Below are 17,514 nucleotides of genomic sequence, written 5' to 3' on the forward strand. Positions count from 1 at the left end.
CGCCCCACGTACAGAGGAGTCGAGCGCCCACGCACAGAGGAGTCGTGCGCCCCACCCACACAGCGGCGGCGACCGCACCCGCACAGCAGAGGAGGGCCCGTCCCGAGATTCCGGGGCAGGCCCTCCTCTGCGCGGGCGTCAGCCGGCCTGCCGGGCCGGCCGCGACCGCGGGGTGGTCGTGGGGGTCACTCCTCGACCATCAGCCCCTTGCGGAGCCGTACCAGCGTGCGGGACAGCAGGCGCGAGACGTGCATCTGAGAGATGTTCAGTTCCTCGCCGATCTCCGACTGCGTCATGTTGGCGACGAAGCGGAGGGAGAGGATCTTGCGGTCGCGCGGCGGCAGCTCGGCGATCAGCGGCTTGAGGGACTCGATGTACTCGATGCCTTCGAGGCCGTGGTCCTCGTAGCCGATGCGGTCGGCCAGCGCACCCTCGTTGTCGTCCTCCTCCGGCTGGGCGTCCAGCGAGCTGGCGGTGTACGCGTTGCTCGCGGCCATGCCCTCGATGACCTCGTCATTGGTGATGCCGAGGCGTTCGGCCAGCTCGCTCACCGTGGGGGAGCGGTCCAGCTGCTGCGCCAGCTCGTCGCCGGCCTTGGCCAGGTCCAGGCGCAGTTCCTGAAGGCGCCTGGGCACCCGTACGGACCAGCTGGTGTCGCGGAAGAAGCGCTTGATCTCGCCGACGATGGTCGGCATGGCGAAGGTCGGGAACTCCACGCCCCGGCTGAGCTCGAAGCGGTCTATCGCCTTGATCAGGCCGATGGTGCCGACCTGGACGATGTCCTCCATGGGCTCGCTGCGCGAGCGGAACCGGGAGGCCGCGAACTTCACGAGCGCGAGATTGAGCTCGACCAGGGTGTTGCGGACGTACGCGAATTCGTGGGTGCCTTCTTCCAGCGATTCCAGGCGCTCGAAGAGGGTCTTGGACAGGGCCCGCGCGTCCAGCGGCCCCACCTCGTCGTACGGGGGGATCTCGGGCAGCCCGTCGATCTCGGGAATTCCCGCCGCGTCCGATTCGGACGGTTCAGATGTGAGGTGCGGGGAACGAGAGTGATGGGACTGGTCGGGCAGGGCGGCCTCGGTCAGGACGGCTTCGGTGAGGGCGGCCTGGGCGAGGGTGGTCTCTGACAGGGGAGTCGACGACGCGGTCTCCGTGATGTCTTCGGTGCGCAATTCGTCGAGCCGGGGTGACATGTTGTCCTCCATCGTTCTCGGCATATGGCTGCCGATGCCTCTACGTGAAGCTGCGGTGTGCGGCGCCTCCAAAGCCGGTCGTTTCGAACGTGTCCTTACTACGCCTACCTGGCTTTGCCGGAAGATGGCAAGTGCGTGTTGTCCGGGTTCGGCAGTGATTGCGTATTGTTCGGCTACCAGTCGCGCGTATCGAAGGCGTAGTGTTCGGTCAGCGCAGTCGTAAGCAATCGGACGCCGAGACAGCAAGAGGGGTGCACGCGCATGGACCGCGGGACGGTCGGCAGTGCCAGTCGGGGACGGCTCAATGTCGCTATCCGGCATCAAGGTGCCAGCGCGATCGTGACCGTCGCGGGTGAGCTGGACCACCACACCGCGGAGCTGTTGCGCGAATCGCTCGAAGGGTGCGTCGGCGACGGCTTCACACGGCTGGTGGTCGACTGCTCACAGCTGGAGTTCATGGACTCCACCGGCCTGAACGTCCTGCTCGGCGCCCGTCTGAAGGCGGAGGCCGAGGGTGGCGGGGTGCATCTGGCCGGAATGCAGCCGGTGGTGGCGCGGGTCTTCGAGATCACAGGCGCGGACGCGGTGTTCACCGTGCACGACTCCCTCGACAAGGCTCTCGCCGACTGACGGAAGCGACGGGGGCGGTGCGGTCACGGGGGTTCCCCTCGTGCGCGTTGCCCGCGTCACAACTTCCGTACCCAAGAAGTGGGTGTTCTCACGGTCCCGTCGGGCAGGAGACATCTGAATCTGTTGAATCTGTCAGGTAACCGCTATCCGTGAAATGGCGAATCGGTGAGGTGAAGCGCTGATGAGCACCACCCGGCCGTACCCGCCGGGCGACCTCGGCCCGGAGCCGGGCAACGCCGGCGCTCCCTCCGCCTCCCCGGCCGTCCCGGCCGGCCAGATCCGCAGGCTGCGCCTGGCGGGTGTGCAGGGAGCCGTTGCGCGGGCCCGTGACTTCGCCCGGCAGGCCCTCCACGACTGGGGCTGGCTCCCGGCCGCCAGTGCTGACCAGCGGGCCGCCGCCGAGGACGTCCTGCTCGTGGTATCCGAGCTGGTCACCAACGCCTGCCTGCACGCTGAGGGGCCGGAGGAACTGCGGCTGCGCAGCAACGCCAAGGTGCTGCGCCTCGAAGTGACCGACCTGGGCGCGGGCTCGCCCGCGCCGCGCACCCCGCACCGGGCGGGGCGGCCCGGCGGGCACGGCATGTTCATCGTGCAGCGCCTGTGTCTGGACTGGGGGGTCGTCCGCAACCCCGACGGCACGGGCAAGACCGTGTGGGCGGAACTCGCAGCTCCTTCTTAAGGGCCCCTGGGCGGGGCCCTCGTTCACGCCTGAGGGGCTCCGGGGGCGTATGCGCCAGAGGGCGGCCCGGAGGGCGTGCGGGCGCCCGAGGGGCTACGGCGGCGAGTGGGCTCAGCGGGATTCTGCGCTCCGCGCACGGCCGTCGCCAGCCCATTGCGCGAGGTCGTGGCTCTGCGTGAGGTACTGGGCGCGTTGCGTGGCGGCCCTCCTGTGGCCGCTGTTTTCCCGCGCCGTACAGATCCGGCCTGTTCTGTGACTTCCCTCGACAAGGTCCCCGGCGTACCTTGAGCCACCGATCTGATGTGCCGTCAGTAACATCGGGCGGCGCTCAACCGTGAGAAGGGGAACTCAAGGTGGCCCGCTTCTACGAACAGCACGCCGCGCGCCCCCGCCGTGCGGCCGGTCTGGCCGCGGCCGTGGCGCTGACGGCGGGGTCCGCGGTCCTGCTCGCCGCGCCGGCCGCGCGGGCCGACGTCGTGGACGTCAACTACCAGTGCAAGACGCCGATCGGCAACAAGGGCGCGGTCTCGCCCATCGACATCAGGAGCACCCGCAGCGGCGACGCGTACAAGCTCGTGATGACGTTCCAGAAGGGCGTCTCCTCCAGCCCCGTCGAACTGGGCGCGGGCGCCATGAAGCCGAGCGCGCTCATCAAGCTGGGCGGCGCCGAGAGCGGCACCGTGCCCGTGTCCGGTCCGCCCAACGACAAGGCGGTCCCCGCCAACACGCCCATCAAGATCAGTGACCTGAGCGGGACGTACACGCCCAAGCGGAGCGGCAAGGTCACTTTCACGGCTTCCACGCTCACCATCAAGGCCCTCGGCACGACCACCACCTGCACGCCCGCCAACAACCCGAAGCCGTCGCTCACCCTGGACGTCAAGAGCGCGGGCGGAACGGGCGGTTCCGGCGGTACGGGCGGCAGCGGCAGCGGTACGGAGGGCGGCGGTACGGGTGGCAGCGGCGCCGGCGGAACGACCGGCGGCTCCGCGAACGGCACCGGAGAGTCGGCCACGGGCGGATCCGGCGGCGGGCAGCTGCCGCAGACCGGCCCGGCCGACTCCGCCGTCGCCCTCGGCACCCTCGGCGGCACGGTGCTCCTCGCCGGTGCGGCGGGCGTGCTCTGGCTGACGCGGCGCCACCACAACAGCGTGTAGGCCCCGCCCGGGTGTCCCCGTCACCACACCGGCACACCCGTGCACCCGTGGCGCACCCGTGCACCCATGTCTCGCCTGTGCACTCGCGTACCCGCACCAGCGCACCAGCACCAGGAGCCGCCGATGCCGTTCCGTACCCGCGCGGTGGTCACGGGTGCCGCCCTGGCGACCGCCGCCGCGCTGCTCGGCCCGGCCGAGGCATACGCCGCACGCAACGACGGCGAGCGCTGGACCGCCGCGCCCGCGCCGGGCGGCGGCGCCCGGCCGAGCGCACAGGACCGCCCGTACTTCTACCTGGAAGGCGCCCCCGGCACGGTCCTGAAGGACCGCCTCGCGCTCACCAATCCGACCGGCAGCGCGGTGACGATCCGGGTGGGCGGCGCGCCGGCCGGGCCGGGGCGCTGGATCGTGACGGCGTCGGAGGAAGTACGGGTACCGCCGCGGACCCGGGCGGACGTGCCCTTCACCGTGACCGTTCCCGGGGACGCGGACCCGGGTGATCACCCGACCGCCCTCGTCGCCGAGGCGTCCGGCAGGAAGGCCGCGGTTCCGGTGCACCTGCGGGTGACCGGGCCCGCGCTGGCCGCGCTGAGCGTCGAGGACGTGGCGGTGGAGCGCCGGGGGAGCGCGGCGGTCATCCGGTACGTGCTGGTCAACCGCGGCAACACCACGCTCGCGCCGCGCCTCGCCGTCCACGCCGACGGGCTCTTCGGCCCGGCCCTGCGCCGCGCCGCACGCGTACTCCCCGTCACGCTGCCGCCCGGCCGCCGGCTGCCCCTGACCGAGCCGTGGCCGGACCCGCCCGCGCTGGATTCGGTGGACGTACGGCTGACGGTCACGGCGGCGGGCGGCGCGCGCGGGACGGCCGTGGCGGCGTACACGGCGGTGCCGTGGGGGGCCGCGGCGCTGCCGCCCGCCGGACTGCTGGCGGGGGCGGCCGTGTGGCGCTTACGAAGGCGGAGGCGGGTGGGGGATTCCCGAGCGGGTGCCGCGCAGAAGGCGCCTTGCCAGGCGGAGGCCACCCGAGCGAGTGCTCCTCAAGTAGGGGCTTCCCAAGCGAGTGCCTTCCAGGTGGGGACGTCCCGAGCGAGTGCCCCCCAGGCGGGTCCCTGCCGGGCAGAGGCGGACGCATGAGGGCCGGGAGCGGGCGCCGTACGGTACGGGCCCATCGCCACCGCCCCGCCGCCGTCACGAGCGCCCTGGCCACCCTCGTACTCCTGCTGTCCCTACAGGCCGCGCTCCCGGCCTCCGCGGCTCCTCCCACATCCGCCGCCCCCGCCCCCACCCTCCACCTCTCCGCCCGGCAAGCGGGCAAAGGCGGCACCCTCACCGTCACCGGCCGCGGCTGGCGTCCCAAGGCGCTGCTCACCCTGCTCATCTGCGGGCAGAACATGATCGGCGGCACCAACGCCTGTGCCAACGGTGACGGCCGGGCCGTGACCACCGGGCCGGACGGGGCGTTCCGCAAGGACATCCCGGTCGCCGAGCCGCCCAAGCCCTGCCCGTGCGTCGTGCACGCCGCCACGGTGACCGGCGCTCCCGCCACCGCCGACGCCCCGTTCACGGTGGCCGGGCATCCGGTGGCGCCGCTGCCGCGGGAGGACGCCGGCGGGCGGCTGAGCGTACTGGCGCCGCCGCGCCTGGAGGGCTCCAGCGGACTGCTGACCTGGTTCGGCGCGCCGCCGCGGCGCCGGCTGGTGATCACCGTGGGCAACCTCGGGTCCGCCCCGGCCAAGGACCCGGTCTTCGAGGTGGGCACCTCGCACGGGGTCTACGCGCCGCAGTGGGAGGAGCGGCAGTGGCAGGGCACCGTGCCCGCCGGGCGCAGGCAGCGGATCGAGCTGCCGGTGGAGCTGCCCGCCGGGGCACACGGCGACTACCTGGTCTCGCTCAAGTACGGCGGCAAGGTGCTCGCCGAGCAGCCGTGGGGCGTCGGGCGGCCGTGGGGCGTGACGCTGTTCTGGATCCTGCTGTGCGTCGTCGTGCCGGCCGCGGTTTTCCGTATCGGGATGGTGGTCGTCGACCGCGTGCGCCCGCGCGTAGGTGCCGCCCGTACGCCGGGGAGAGCCGCCCGCGCCCCGAGGAGGTCCGTCCGTACGCGGAAGAGGCCCCTCCACGCGGCGAGGAGCACCCTGCGTACACCGGGGAGCGCCCTCCGTGAACCGTTGCGGATGCGAAGGCGCGCCCCCGAACCCGACGCCGCGCAGCCGCCCCCGGCGGACCCCGCCGCCACCCTGCCGTGGTTCACCCCGGACACCGCACCGTCCGCCACCACGTCCGATCCGACCGACCCCCCGAGAGCGAAAGGTTCCACGTGATGAGGCAACGCAGGAGAGCGAGCGCGGGCGGGGTCGCCCTGCTGCTCGCCGGTGCGGGAATCCTGGCGGCAGCGGGCCCGGCCGGGGCCGCGGAGACGGCGTACCGGACCGAGTGCGTACCGCCGCCGATCTCGGGCCTGCCCGCGGTCCAGGGCACCACCAGGGCGGCGGTGACCGCGCCCGCGACGGCCCGGGTCGGCGACGAGGTGGAGATCGTGTGGCGCACGGTCGAGGCCGCGTCCAAGAACCCCGACGTGCTCGACCTGGAGAAGGACACCGTGCGCCCCACCGGAACGATCAAGGTCGGTGGCGCGCAGAGCGGCGAGCTGAAGGTGCAGGGGCCGCGGCGGAACCCGCCGATCCCCAAGAACAGCCCGATGAAGCTCCCGGACATGAAGGGCACCCTGAAGCTGGAGAAGCCCGGCGAGGTCACGCTCGCGCCCGGCGCGTACACGATCAACGTCAGCAAGCCGATCTCCACGGACACCAAGTGCGCCCCCAAGGAGGAGGTGCGGCCCGCCGCCACGATCAAGGTGACCGGCGGCGGGGGCGGCCCGGGCGGCACGAGCGGTGGTGGCGCCAGCGGTGGCGGCACGACCGGTGGTGGTACGGGCGGTGGCTCCACGGCGAGCGGCGGCACGACGGGCGGCAGCGATACGGGCGGCGGCACCGGCGGCTCCACGGCGGGCGGCAGCACCACCGGCTCCTCCGGAGGCTCCTCGGGCGGCGGCGATGCCGACGGCACGTCCTACGAAGGCAAGGTCGTCCAGGTGCCGTACGCATGCAAGACCCCCATCGGCGACAAGAAGGCCACCTCGCCGGTGCAGATCAACGCCGTCAAGAAGGGCGGCGGCTACGGCCTGACGGTGAAGTTCGCCAAGTCGGTCATGCAGAGCCCCGCGGACATCCCCGCGGGCGCCGTGCGGCCGTCCATGGACGTCCGGGTCGGCGGGGCCGACAAGGGCACGGTCACGGCGGAGGGCCCGGCGAACAAGGAGCCCGTCAAGTCCGGGCAGCCGATCGAGATCCCCGACCTGAAGGGCACCTACACACCGGGCGCGACCGGCAAGGCGACGCTGACGCCGGGCGTCCTGACCGTACGGGCCCTGGGGACGACCACGACGTGCACCCCGGAGAAGGACCCGGGCGTCTCCCTGGCCCTGGACACCACCGCCCAGCAGGGCGGCACCGGCGGCACCACGGCGGGCGGCACCGGTACCGCCGGAGGCACCACCGCGGGCAGCGCGGCGGGCCCGGCGAGCGCGGGCGGCACCTCCGGCGGTCTGGCGGAGACCGGCGCCGACGACCACGGCACCCTCCGCGCCCTGGCTCTCGTCGCGGGCACGGTGGTCCTGCTGGGCGGCGCCGTCCTCACCCTCACTCCGTGGCGGCGCCTGGGACGGTGACCGTCGCGTACGGCGCGGACCCGTACGGCGGGAATCCGTACGGCGGGAACCCGTACGGCGAGCCTCCCGTACGGAGGGAACCCGTTACGGCGAGCCCCCGTACCGCGAGACCGCCGAACGCCCAAGAGCCCCGGCGCGGAATCCGCAGCCGGGGCCCTCGGGAGTGCGAGGAGGCGGTGAGCCGGGCGTGCGCCCTAGTTCACGTCGTTCATCTGACCGTTGATCCGCTTGCGGTTCAGGTAGATGATCACGCCGGCCAGGGTGGCCAGCACCGCTTCACCCACCAGCACGCCCACACCGGAGAGGTCGGCACCGGCCTGCCCCAGCAGGTTGACGACGCTGTCGCCGGCGGTGTTGGCGAGGAACCAGACACCCATCATCTGGCTGGCGTACTTCGGCGGGGCCAGCTTCGTGGTCACCGACAGGCCGACCGGGGAGACGCACAGCTCACCGATGGTCTGCATGCAGTAGATGCCGATCAGCCACAGCGGCGTGACCTTCGTGCCGTCCGAGGAGAAGGTGATCGGGAGCAGGAAGATGAAGTACGAGGCACCGATCATCACCATGCCCATGGTGAACTTCGCGGTGGTCTTCGGCTCCTTGCCGCGGTTGGCCAGCGCCAGCCACACCGAGGCGAAGACCGGGGCCAGGGCCAGTACCCAGATCGGGTTGACCGACTGCAGCCACGACGAGGGGAAGCTCATCCCGAAGATCGTGTCCGCGGTGTTCTTCTCGGCGAAGACGTTCAGCGTCGAACCGGCCTGGTCGAAGATCATCCAGAACGCGGCGGCCGCGACGAAGAACCAGACGTAGCTGCTGACCTTGCTCTGCTCGTCGGCCGAGAGGTCCTTGTCCCGCTTGATGCGGAACAGCACCACGACCGGCACGAGGATGCCGATGACGCCGAGCGGGATCAGCAGCCACTTCTCGTTGAAGTTGCCGGAGAACCCGATGACGGCGTAGAAGACCGCGGCGAGGGCGGCCCAGAACAGGCCCTTGCGCAGCCAGCCGTTGCGCTCCGCGACCGACAGCGGGGTCGGGACCTGGCTGCTCTTCGGGTCCAGGTGCTTGGTGCCGAGCAGGAACTGGACCAGGCCCAGCGCCATGCCGACCGCCGCGATACCGAAGCCCAGGTGCCAGTTGACGCTCTGGCCGATACCACCGATGACCAGCGGGGCGGCCGTGGACCCGATGTTGATGCTCATGTAGAAGACGGTGAAACCACCGTCCCGGCGCTTGTCCTGCGGGCCGTTGTAGAGGTGGCCCACCATCGTGGAGATGTTGGACTTCAGCAGGCCCGAGCCCAGCGCGACCATCGCCAGGCCGACGAAGAACGTCTGGCCGGGGATCGCGAGCACGATGTGACCGGCGATGACCACGGAGGCACCGACGATCACCGTCTTGCGGGGGCCCCAGACGCGGTCGCCGAACCAGCCGCCGGGCATGGCGAGCAGGTAGACCATCGCCATGTAGACGGCGTAGATCGACAGGGCACTGGTCTGGGGTATGCCCAGACCGCCGCCCTGGGCGCCGTCCTTGGCATCGGGACCGCCCGAGATCAGATACAGGACGAGCAGCGCCCGCATCCCGTAGAAGCTGAACCGCTCCCACATCTCGGTCATGAAGAGGGTGGCCAGTCCGCGGGGGTGGCCGAAGAAGGTTTTGCCGTCGCTGGCAGGGTTCCCCTGCGCGGCGGCGTCCTTCGTCAGGCTGGACGCCATGGGTTCTTCCTAGGTGTGCTCGGGACGCGTGGGGGAGCCCGCAGCGCGCCCGGGTCGGGCTGACCGGCACCGGCGTCACCTTGCCCGCCCCCTACGTCCCGGGGGCCGACGCCACTGGAAGAGGAATCGGCGGAGCAGTCGTGACGCCGGGATCCACGCCCCCGTGCTGCTTGCGCGGTGGACCCGGTCGACAGGTCATTCACTGTGTAGCAGGACCGGTGGTTCCGGCCCCGCACACAACAGGGACCGATGACGTCTCTTGAGAGTCACTGGTCCCGAGGCTGTGCTGCGGACGTTGGGACACCATACGTCCAGCAGCCGCGCCAGTGGGGCGAGTGAGACAACGGTCACATGTGCAACCGGGAACCGCGAAGGGGGTTGCGGATGCGGTGCGCGGTGTGTGCCTCAAGATCACCCGTCGGCCCCGGCATGCCGCGGTCCCGCCCGGGAGCGGTCGCCGGCGCGCCACCTGGAGGTCGTTTTCCGGCCACCCGCGGGCGCACCGGGTCCCGCCCGAGGAGGTAAGACATCGGACTACCATCGGCCCATGACCCGTGTACTGCTCGCCGAGGATGACGCGTCCATCTCGGAGCCGCTCGCCCGCGCCCTGCGCCGCGAGGGTTACGAAGTCGAGGTGCGCGAGGACGGCCCCACGGCGCTAGACGCCGGTCTGCAGGGCAACATCGACCTGGTCGTCCTCGACCTGGGTCTGCCCGGCATGGACGGCCTGGAGGTGGCCCGCCGGCTCCGTAACGAAGGCCACTCCTTCCCCATCCTCGTGCTCACCGCCCGCGCCGACGAGGTCGACACCGTCGTCGGCCTGGACGCCGGTGCCGACGACTACGTCACCAAGCCCTTCCGGCTCGCCGAACTGCTCGCCCGCGTCCGGGCCCTGCTGCGCCGCGGCTCGTCCGCCGAGCCGCAGCAGCCGCCCGCGACCCACGGCGTGCGCATCGACGTCGAGTCGCACCGCGCCTGGATGGGCGACGAGGAACTCCAGCTCACGGCGAAGGAATTCGACCTGCTGCGGGTGCTGGTGCGGGACGCGGGCCGGGTGGTCACCCGCGACCAGCTGATGCGCGAGGTCTGGGACACCACGTGGTGGTCGTCCACGAAGACGCTGGACATGCACATCTCCTGGCTGCGCAAGAAGCTCGGCGACGACGCGGCCAACCCGCGCTACATCGCCACCGTCCGCGGCGTCGGCTTCCGCTTCGAGAAGAGCTGAGCGCCCGCCGCCGGGCGGGAAGAGTAGAAGAACGAACGCATCCCGCCCGGAGGACACCGTGCGCCGCCGTCTGATCAACTCCACCCTCGCCGTGGTGCTCGTCGTGATCGCCGTCTTCGGCGTGTCACTGGTCATCGTGGAGACCCGCACCATCCAGTCGGGGGCGCAGGAGAGCGTCGCCTCCGAGGCCGTACGGCTCGTCGGCATCGTCGAGAGCCGGCTGGGCAGCGGCGAGAAGCTGACGCCCGAGATCCTCTCGGAGCAGATCACCGCGAAGCGGTACGCCGAGATCGAGGTGCCCGGCCGGCCGCGCATCGAGATCGGCTCCCGGCCGGCCGGCGACGTCATCGAGTCCACCCAGCACGGCGACCGCGGCGAGACGGTCACCGTCCAGGAGCCGCGCTCCACGGTCAGCGCCGAGATCGGCCGTACGCTGCTGGTCATCCTGGCCGTCGCGATCCTGGCGATCCTGGCCGCCGTGGTGCTCGCCGTCCGCCAGGCCCGCCGGCTGACCGCGCCGCTGACCGACCTCGCGGAGACCGCCGAGCGGCTCGGCTCCGGCGACCCGCGCCCGCGCCACCGCCGCTACGGCGTGCAGGAGCTGGACCGGGTCGCGGACGTGCTGGACGCCAGCGCCGAGCGGATCGCGCGGATGCTCACCGCCGAGCGCCGGCTCGCCGCCGACGCCTCCCACCAGCTGCGGACGCCGCTGACCGCGCTGTCCATGCGACTGGAGGAGATCACCGTCACCGACGACCCGGACACGGTGAAGGAGGAGGCCACCATCGCGCTGGGCCAGGTCGAGCGGCTGACCGACGTGGTCCAGCGGCTGCTGACCAACTCCCGCGACCCGCGCTCCGGCTCCGCCGTCGCCTTCGACCTCGACGAGGTCGTCAAGCAGCAGGTCGAGGAGTGGCGCCCGGCCTACCGCAGCGCCGGCCGGGCCATCGTGCGCTCCGGCAAGAAGGGGCTGCGCGCGGTCGGTACGCCCGGCGCGGTGGCCCAGGTGCTCGCCACGTTGATCGAGAACTCGCTGATGCACGGGGACGGGACGGTGGCGCTGCGCACCCGCGTCACCGGCAACCAGGCGGTCGTGGAGGTCACCGACGCCGGCCGGGGCGTACCGCCCGACCTCGGCTCCCGGGTGTTCGAGCGCACGGTCAGCGGCCGGAATTCGACGGGGCTGGGGCTGGCCGTGGCCCGGGACCTGGCGGAGGCGGACGGCGGGCGGCTGGAACTGCTCCAGCAGCATCCGCCGGTGTTCGCCCTGTTCCTGGCCCGCGAGGCGGAGTCGTCGGCGGGGGAGTGAGCATCGGGCGGGCGTCTGCGTGGCAAGCCTGGCTCCGTGGCGGGCCTGGCTCTGTAGTGGGACCGGTTCCGTAGTGGGACCGGCTCCGTAACGGGACCGGCCCCGTGGCAGGACCGGCTCCCTGACGGGGCTACTCGCGCGGGCGCTCCGCGGCCGCCGCGCTCGCCGCCCGCCGTTCCCGCGCGCCCTCGGCCTCGGCCTCGGCCAGGAAGGACTCCGCCGTCGCCACGGCCTTGCGCGCGGGCAGCGCCCGGAACACCCAGGTGCGGTACGACCAGAAGCGGAAGAGCGTGGCCAGGCCGATGCCGAGGAACTTGAAGACGTTGCTCTGGAGCGAGGAGTCCCAGCCGAACCCGTACGTCGCCACGTACAGGACGCCGTTCTCGATGACCAGGCCGATGACGCTGAACAGCAGGAAGAGCGTCAGCTCCTTGGTGCGGCCGCTCTTGTCCCGGTCCCGGTAGGTGAAGTAGCGGTAGCCGAGGTAGTTCGTGCCGGTGGCCACCACGGTGGCGACGATGCTGGCCCGGACGACGGGCAGCTCGGTCAGGTGCCGTACGAGGTTGAACACCACGAAGTTGACGAGGACCCCCGCGCCCCCGACGGCGCCGAACTTCATGAGTTCGCGGGCCAGTGCGTCCAGTCGGGCCCGCAGTGCGCTCCGTTCACTCATAGTGATCGTTCAGCTCCTGGTGGTGGGCGTTCGTGGGCGTCTGGGTGCGGTCGTCAACCTGCATCCTGTCCGCTCATGCTAACCAGGGGACCTGTGTGCCGCCTGCCACCCGTGACCGGAGGGGCGCCCGGGTCGTGTCAGTCCACGGTCACCCGGAACCGCCGCGTCCGGGCGTTCTCGTCCTGCTCGTCGGCCTGCGCGGTGCCGCAGCGGTAGCAGTACCTGAGAGTCACCTCGGTATGTCCGGCCCCGCGGGCCGTGAAATCGACGTAGCGGAAGCCGCCCGAGCCCGGGCCGGACGGCTCGTCGGCGTCGTAGTGCCCGACGGCCCCTTGCAGTACGGCCGGGTCCGGCCGCGGTGCGGCGAGGACCCATCGGAAGCCGCTGGCCGGATTGTCCTTGAGGCGGATGGAGAAGCGGGTGCCGGAGGTGACCGAGATCTCCCGGTCGCCCTCGTCGAACACGACCGGTCCGGTCAGCTGGGTGACCACCGCGTAGACGGCGGCGACCAGGGCCGCCACGGCGAAGGCGATCCCCGCGGTCCTGGTGCGCCTGGGTATGCCCCCGTCGTCCCCGTCGCCCATGAGTCCTCCCCCTCCACGGCGGCGGCGAGCCTACCGCCCGGGTGATCTCCGCACACGGCGAACGGCGAGGGTGGCGGACTTGCGTTCGTACGTTCATCCAAGGGGGCGGCGGAGGCTCATGGCCGTACGGATACCCTGGGGGCGTGACGTTCCCGGTAGTCGGCATGGTCGGCGGCGGCCAGCTCGCCCGTATGACCCACGAGGCGGGCATCCCCCTCGGCATCAGATTCAAGCTCCTCAGCGACACCCCGCAGGACTCGGCGGCCCAGGTGGTCGGTGACGTCGTCATCGGCGATTACCGCGACCTGGACACGCTGCGCGCCTTCGCCCGTGGCTGTGATGTGATCACTTTCGATCACGAGCACGTTCCCACCGAGCATTTGAGGGCCCTGGAGGCCGACGGCATCCCCGTCCGGCCCGGCCCCGACGCGCTGGTGCACGCCCAGGACAAGGGGGTGATGCGCGCGAAGCTGACCGAGATCGGGGCGCCCTGCCCCCGGCACCGCATCGTCGCCGACCCGGCGGACGTGGAGCGGTTCGCGGCCGAAATCAGTGGGGGCGGCGCGCAGCGCCTCGACGAGGGGCGGTGGCCGGGCGACGGGCGGGAGGGCGGCTTCCCGGTGGTCCTGAAGACGGTCCGCGGGGGCTACGACGGCAAGGGCGTCTGGGTCGTACGATCCTCCAAGGAGGCCGCCGAGCCGTTCCGCGCCGGAGTGCCGGTTCTGGCCGAGGAGAAGGTCTCCTTCGTCCGGGAACTGGCCGCCAACATCGTCCGCTCGCCGCACGGCCAGGCCGTCGCGTACCCGGTCGTGGAGTCCATCCAGGTCGACGGCGTCTGCGACACGGTGATCGCGCCCGCCCCGGACCTGTCCGAGGAGCTGTCCGGCCAGGCGCAGGAGCTGGCGTTGCGCATCGCGCGGGAGCTGGGCGTGGTGGGCCACCTCGCGGTCGAGCTGTTCGAGACCGCCGACGGCCGCATCCTGGTCAACGAGCTGGCCATGCGCCCGCACAACTCCGGCCACTGGACCCAGGACGGCGCGATCACCTCGCAGTTCGCCAACCACGTCCGCGCCGTCCTCGACCTGCCGCTCGGCGACCCGCGCCCGCGCGCCCAGTGGACGGTGATGGCCAACGTCCTCGGCGGCGACTATCCCGACATGTATTCCGCGTACCTCCATTGCATGGCACGGGACCCGCAGCTGAAGATCCATATGTACGGAAAGGACGTGAAGCCCGGCCGCAAGGTCGGCCACGTCAACACCTACGGCGACGACCTGGCCGACGTGCGCGAGCGCGCCGCGCACGCCGCCGGCTACCTGCGAGGAACCATCACCGAATGACTGCGAGCACTTCCCCCACGGTCGGCATCGTCATGGGCTCCGACTCCGACTGGCCCGTCATGGAGGCCGCGGCCAAGGCCCTCGACGAGTTCGAGGTCCCCTACGAGGTCGACGTCGTCTCCGCCCACCGCATGCCGCACGAGATGATCGCGTACGGCGAGCAGGCCGCCGGGCGGGGCCTGAAGGCGATCATCGCGGGCGCCGGGGGAGCGGCCCACCTGCCGGGGATGCTCGCGTCGGTCACACCGCTGCCGGTCATCGGCGTACCCGTACCGCTGAAGTACCTGGACGGCATGGACTCGCTGCTGTCCATCGTGCAGATGCCGGCCGGCGTGCCGGTCGCCACCGTCTCGGTCGGCGGCGCCCGGAACGCCGGACTGCTCGCCGCCCGGATGCTCGCCGCCCACGACCCGGAGCTCCAGGTCCGGATGCGCGAGTTCCAGCAGCACCTGAACGAACAGGCCACCGAGAAGGGCAAGCGGCTGCGCAACAAGGTCGCCTCCCCGGCCTTCGGCTTCGGGAGCGGCAAGTGAGCGCTTCCCTGGAGGCCGCCCGCGCGCTGCTCGCCGAATGGCCGGTGGTCGACGGCCACAACGACCTGCCCTGGGCCCTGCGCGAGCAGGTCCGCTACGACCTCGACCGGCGCGACATCGCCGCCGACCAGACCGGTCACCTGCACACCGACATCCCCCGGCTGCGGGCCGGCGGCGTCGGCGCGCAGTTCTGGTCGGTGTACGTACGGTCCGACTACGCCGGCGACCGGGCCGTCACCGCCACCCTCGAACAGATCGACGTGGTGCGCCGGCTCGCCGCCCGCCACCCCGACGACCTGCGCCTGGCGTACACCGCCGACGACATGGAAGCGGCCCGCGCGGACGGCCGGATCGCGTCCCTGATGGGCGCCGAGGGCGGCCACTCGATCGGCAACTCGCTGGCCACCCTGCGCGCGCTGTACGCACTGGGCGTGCGCTACATGACGCTCACCCACAACGACAACATCGACTGGGCGGACTCGGCCACCGACGAGCCGCGCGCGCACGGCCTCACCGCCTTCGGCCACGAGGTCGTCCGCGAGATGAACCGCCTCGGCATGCTCGTCGACCTCTCGCACGTCTCCGCCGACACCATGCGCGACGCGCTGGACACCAGCGCCGCCCCGGTCGTCTTCTCGCACTCCTCCGCCCGCGCGGTCTGCGACCACCCGCGCAACATCCCGGACGACGTGCTGGAGCGGCTGCCCGCCAACGGCGGCGTCGCGATGGCCACCTTCGTACCGAAGTTCATCCTGCCCGCGGCCGTCGCCTGGACCCTGCGCGCGGACGAGAACATGCGCGCGCACGGCTTCCACCACCTGGACACCACCGCCGAGGCGATGGCCGTGCACCGCGACTTCGAGGCGGCGCACCCGCGCCCGCTCGCCACCGCCGCCACCGTCGCCGACCACCTCGACCACATGCGCGAGGTCGCCGGCATCGACCACATCGGCATCGGCGGCGACTTCGACGGCACCGCCTTCACCCCCGCCGACCTCGCCGACGTGTCCGGCTATCCGAACCTGATCGCCGAACTCCTCGACCGCAAGTGGTCCACGGCCGACCTCGCCAAGCTGACCTGGCAGAACGCGGTCCGCACACTAGGCGGCGCGGAGGATGTCGCGCGGGGGCTGCGGGACGGGCGCGGGCCGTCCATCGCGACGATCGACCAGCTCGACGGTCTCGACAGCCTCGACGGCTGAGCGGGGCGCAGGATGCCGGACTTCTGACGGCTGAGGCGCGCAGGTCGCCACTTCGCCGCCACTTCGCCGCCGTTTCGACGCCACGAGGGGCCGGTCCGACGTCACGAGGGGCCGGTCCGACGCGATCAGGGCCGGAACTCCACGGAGTTCCGGCCCCTGATCGCTTGTTCGTACGGGTCAGGCCTGCGGACGCCCCAGCGCCCGGTACGTCCAGCCCGCCTTGCGCCACAGCTCCGGGTCGAGCGCGTTGCGCCCGTCCAGGATGCGCGGCGTGGCGACCACCTCGGCCAGCGCGGCCGGGTCCAGCTCCCGGAACTCCCGCCACTCGGTCAGGTGCAGCACCACATCGGCGCCGCGCACCGCCTCCAGCGCCGTGTCCGCGTACCCGAGCGTCGGGAACACGCGCGCGGCGTTCGCCATGCCCTTGGGGTCGTACACCGTCACCTGGGCGCCCTGGAGGTGGATCTGCCCGGCGACGTTGAGCGCGGGGGAGTCCCGTACGTCGTCCGAATCCGGCTTGAACGTGGCCCCGAGGACGGCGACCCGGGTGCCGAGGAAGGAGCCGCCGACCGCCTCCCGGGTCAGCTCGACCATGTGGCCGCGGCGCCGCATGTTGATCGAGTCGACCTCGCGCAGGAACGTCAGCGCCTGGTCGGCGCCCAGCTCACCGGCGCGCGCCATGAACGCCCGGATGTCCTTGGGCAGGCAGCCGCCGCCGAAACCGATCCCGGCGCGCAGGAACTTCTTGCCGATCCGCTCGTCGTGGCCGATCGCCTCCGCCAGCTTCACCACGTCACCGCCGGCCGCCTCGCACACCTCCGCCATCGCGTTGATGAAGGAGATCTTGGTGGCCAGGAAGGAGTTGGCGGAGGTCTTGACCAGCTCCGCGGTGGGGAAGTCGGCCACGACGAACGGCGAGCCCTCGGCCACGGGCTTGGCGTACACCTCCCGCAGCACCTCCTCGGCCCGGCCGCCGTCCACGCCGATCACGATCCGGTCCGGGTGCAGGGTGTCCTGCACGGCGAAGCCCTCGCGCAGGAACTCCGGGTTCCAGGCCAGCTCCACGTCCTCACCGGCCGGCGCCAGCTCGGCGACCCGCTTGGCCAGCCGCGCCGCGCTGCCCACCGGGACCGTCGACTTGCCGACCACCAGCGCGGGGCGCCGCAGCAGCGGGGCCAGCGACTCGACGGCCGATTCCACGTACGACATGTCGCAGGCGTACTCGCCGTGCTTCTGCGGGGTGTTGACGCACAGGAAGTGCACGTCGCCGAAGTCCGCCAGCTCTTCCCAGGAAGTGGTGAAGCGCAGCCGGCCGCTGGCGCCCTCGATGCCCGCGACGTGCGCCCGCAGCAGCTCCTCCAGGCCCGGCTCGAACATCGGGGTCTCGCCCCGCTCCAGCATCTCGATCTTCGCCGGGTCGATGTCCAGGCCCATCACCTCGAAGCCGAGCTCCGCCATGGCCGCGGCATGCGTCGCGCCGAGGTAGCCGGTGCCGATCACGGTGATCTTCAGGGCCATGGGTGCTCCAGGTGCGTACGGGG

16 protein-coding genes are annotated in these 17,514 nt (G+C 71.9%); 11 read left to right on the plus strand and 5 right to left on the minus strand.

The genetic code is table 11. The features are described 5' to 3' along the window. Positions 1 to 185 precede the first annotated feature (185 nt). The gene (locus CP973_RS05430; RefSeq protein ID WP_208853135.1) at positions 186 to 1,193 is read right to left on the minus strand and encodes an RNA polymerase sigma factor SigF; all 1,008 of its coding nucleotides are present in this window, start codon (positions 1,191 to 1,193) and stop codon (positions 186 to 188) included. A 261-nt stretch (positions 1,194 to 1,454) separates the two neighbouring features. On the opposite strand from CP973_RS05430, the gene CP973_RS05435 reads away from it, so the two are divergent. From CP973_RS05435 to CP973_RS05460, 6 genes are all read left to right on the plus strand, one after another. Then, positions 1,455 to 1,823, plus strand: coding sequence for an STAS domain-containing protein (locus CP973_RS05435; protein ID WP_150238039.1), 369 nt, complete (start codon positions 1,455 to 1,457; stop codon positions 1,821 to 1,823). Positions 1,824 to 2,004: 181 nt separating this feature from the next. Next, a complete protein-coding gene (locus CP973_RS05440) occupies positions 2,005 to 2,502 on the plus strand; it encodes an ATP-binding protein (RefSeq protein WP_030594971.1) in 498 nt (165 codons plus the stop codon). A 353-nt stretch (positions 2,503 to 2,855) separates the two neighbouring features. After that, entirely contained in the window at positions 2,856 to 3,659 is an 804-nt protein-coding gene (locus CP973_RS05445; protein ID WP_150238041.1) for an LPXTG cell wall anchor domain-containing protein, read from the plus strand. Positions 3,660 to 3,782: 123 nt separating this feature from the next. Next, the gene (locus CP973_RS05450) at positions 3,783 to 4,793 is read left to right on the plus strand and encodes a COG1470 family protein (RefSeq protein WP_150238043.1); all 1,011 of its coding nucleotides are present in this window, start codon (positions 3,783 to 3,785) and stop codon (positions 4,791 to 4,793) included. After that, on the plus strand, positions 4,790 to 5,977 hold the full coding sequence (locus CP973_RS05455) for a hypothetical protein (protein ID WP_150238045.1): 1,188 nt from the start codon (positions 4,790 to 4,792) through the stop codon (positions 5,975 to 5,977). The genes CP973_RS05450 and CP973_RS05455 overlap by 4 nt, the downstream gene beginning before the upstream one ends. After that, complete coding sequence (locus tag CP973_RS05460; protein WP_150238047.1) at positions 5,977 to 7,383, plus strand: hypothetical protein; 1,407 nt, start codon at positions 5,977 to 5,979, stop codon at positions 7,381 to 7,383. Before CP973_RS05455 ends, CP973_RS05460 begins: the two co-directional genes overlap by 1 nt. Before the next feature lie 194 nt (positions 7,384 to 7,577). Here the strand turns inward: CP973_RS05460 and CP973_RS05465 are convergent, their stop codons facing one another. Further along, positions 7,578 to 9,104: a peptide MFS transporter gene (locus tag CP973_RS05465; protein WP_150238048.1), complete on the minus strand. Its 1,527-nt coding sequence runs from the start codon at positions 9,102 to 9,104 to the stop codon at positions 7,578 to 7,580. Positions 9,105 to 9,651: 547 nt separating this feature from the next. On the opposite strand from CP973_RS05465, the gene CP973_RS05470 reads away from it, so the two are divergent. After that, positions 9,652 to 10,332 (plus strand): response regulator transcription factor, encoded by a 681-nt coding sequence (locus tag CP973_RS05470; protein ID WP_003984832.1) that lies wholly within the window; start codon positions 9,652 to 9,654, stop codon positions 10,330 to 10,332. A gap of 58 nt (positions 10,333 to 10,390) precedes the next feature. Next, a complete protein-coding gene (locus tag CP973_RS05475) occupies positions 10,391 to 11,641 on the plus strand; it encodes an ATP-binding protein (RefSeq protein ID WP_150238050.1) in 1,251 nt (416 codons plus the stop codon). A gap of 130 nt (positions 11,642 to 11,771) precedes the next feature. Here CP973_RS05475 and CP973_RS05480 read toward each other — a convergent pair whose 3' ends face one another. Then, entirely contained in the window at positions 11,772 to 12,314 is a 543-nt protein-coding gene (locus CP973_RS05480) for a GtrA family protein (RefSeq protein WP_150238052.1), read from the minus strand. Between the two features lie 137 nt (positions 12,315 to 12,451). Then, complete coding sequence (locus CP973_RS05485; protein WP_150238055.1) at positions 12,452 to 12,898, minus strand: protease inhibitor I42 family protein; 447 nt, start codon at positions 12,896 to 12,898, stop codon at positions 12,452 to 12,454. 143 nt (positions 12,899 to 13,041) lie between these two features. On the opposite strand from CP973_RS05485, the gene CP973_RS05490 reads away from it, so the two are divergent. From CP973_RS05490 to CP973_RS05500, 3 genes are read left to right on the plus strand one after another with little or no spacing between them, the layout of a single operon-like run. Then, complete coding sequence (locus CP973_RS05490; protein ID WP_425281937.1) at positions 13,042 to 14,238, plus strand: 5-(carboxyamino)imidazole ribonucleotide synthase; 1,197 nt, start codon at positions 13,042 to 13,044, stop codon at positions 14,236 to 14,238. Continuing rightward, a complete protein-coding gene (purE, locus tag CP973_RS05495; RefSeq protein WP_150238058.1) occupies positions 14,235 to 14,771 on the plus strand; it encodes a 5-(carboxyamino)imidazole ribonucleotide mutase in 537 nt (178 codons plus the stop codon). The genes CP973_RS05490 and purE overlap by 4 nt, the downstream gene beginning before the upstream one ends. Beyond that, the gene (locus CP973_RS05500; RefSeq protein WP_150238059.1) at positions 14,768 to 15,973 is read left to right on the plus strand and encodes a dipeptidase; all 1,206 of its coding nucleotides are present in this window, start codon (positions 14,768 to 14,770) and stop codon (positions 15,971 to 15,973) included. The genes purE and CP973_RS05500 overlap by 4 nt, the downstream gene beginning before the upstream one ends. A gap of 177 nt (positions 15,974 to 16,150) precedes the next feature. Here the strand turns inward: CP973_RS05500 and CP973_RS05505 are convergent, their stop codons facing one another. Continuing rightward, the gene (locus tag CP973_RS05505) at positions 16,151 to 17,491 is read right to left on the minus strand and encodes a UDP-glucose dehydrogenase family protein (protein WP_150238064.1); all 1,341 of its coding nucleotides are present in this window, start codon (positions 17,489 to 17,491) and stop codon (positions 16,151 to 16,153) included. Positions 17,492 to 17,514: the final 23 nt, after the last annotated feature.

The sequence above is a fragment of the Streptomyces albofaciens JCM 4342 genome, from assembly GCF_008634025.1.
Classification (GTDB): domain Bacteria; phylum Actinomycetota; class Actinomycetes; order Streptomycetales; family Streptomycetaceae; genus Streptomyces; species Streptomyces albofaciens.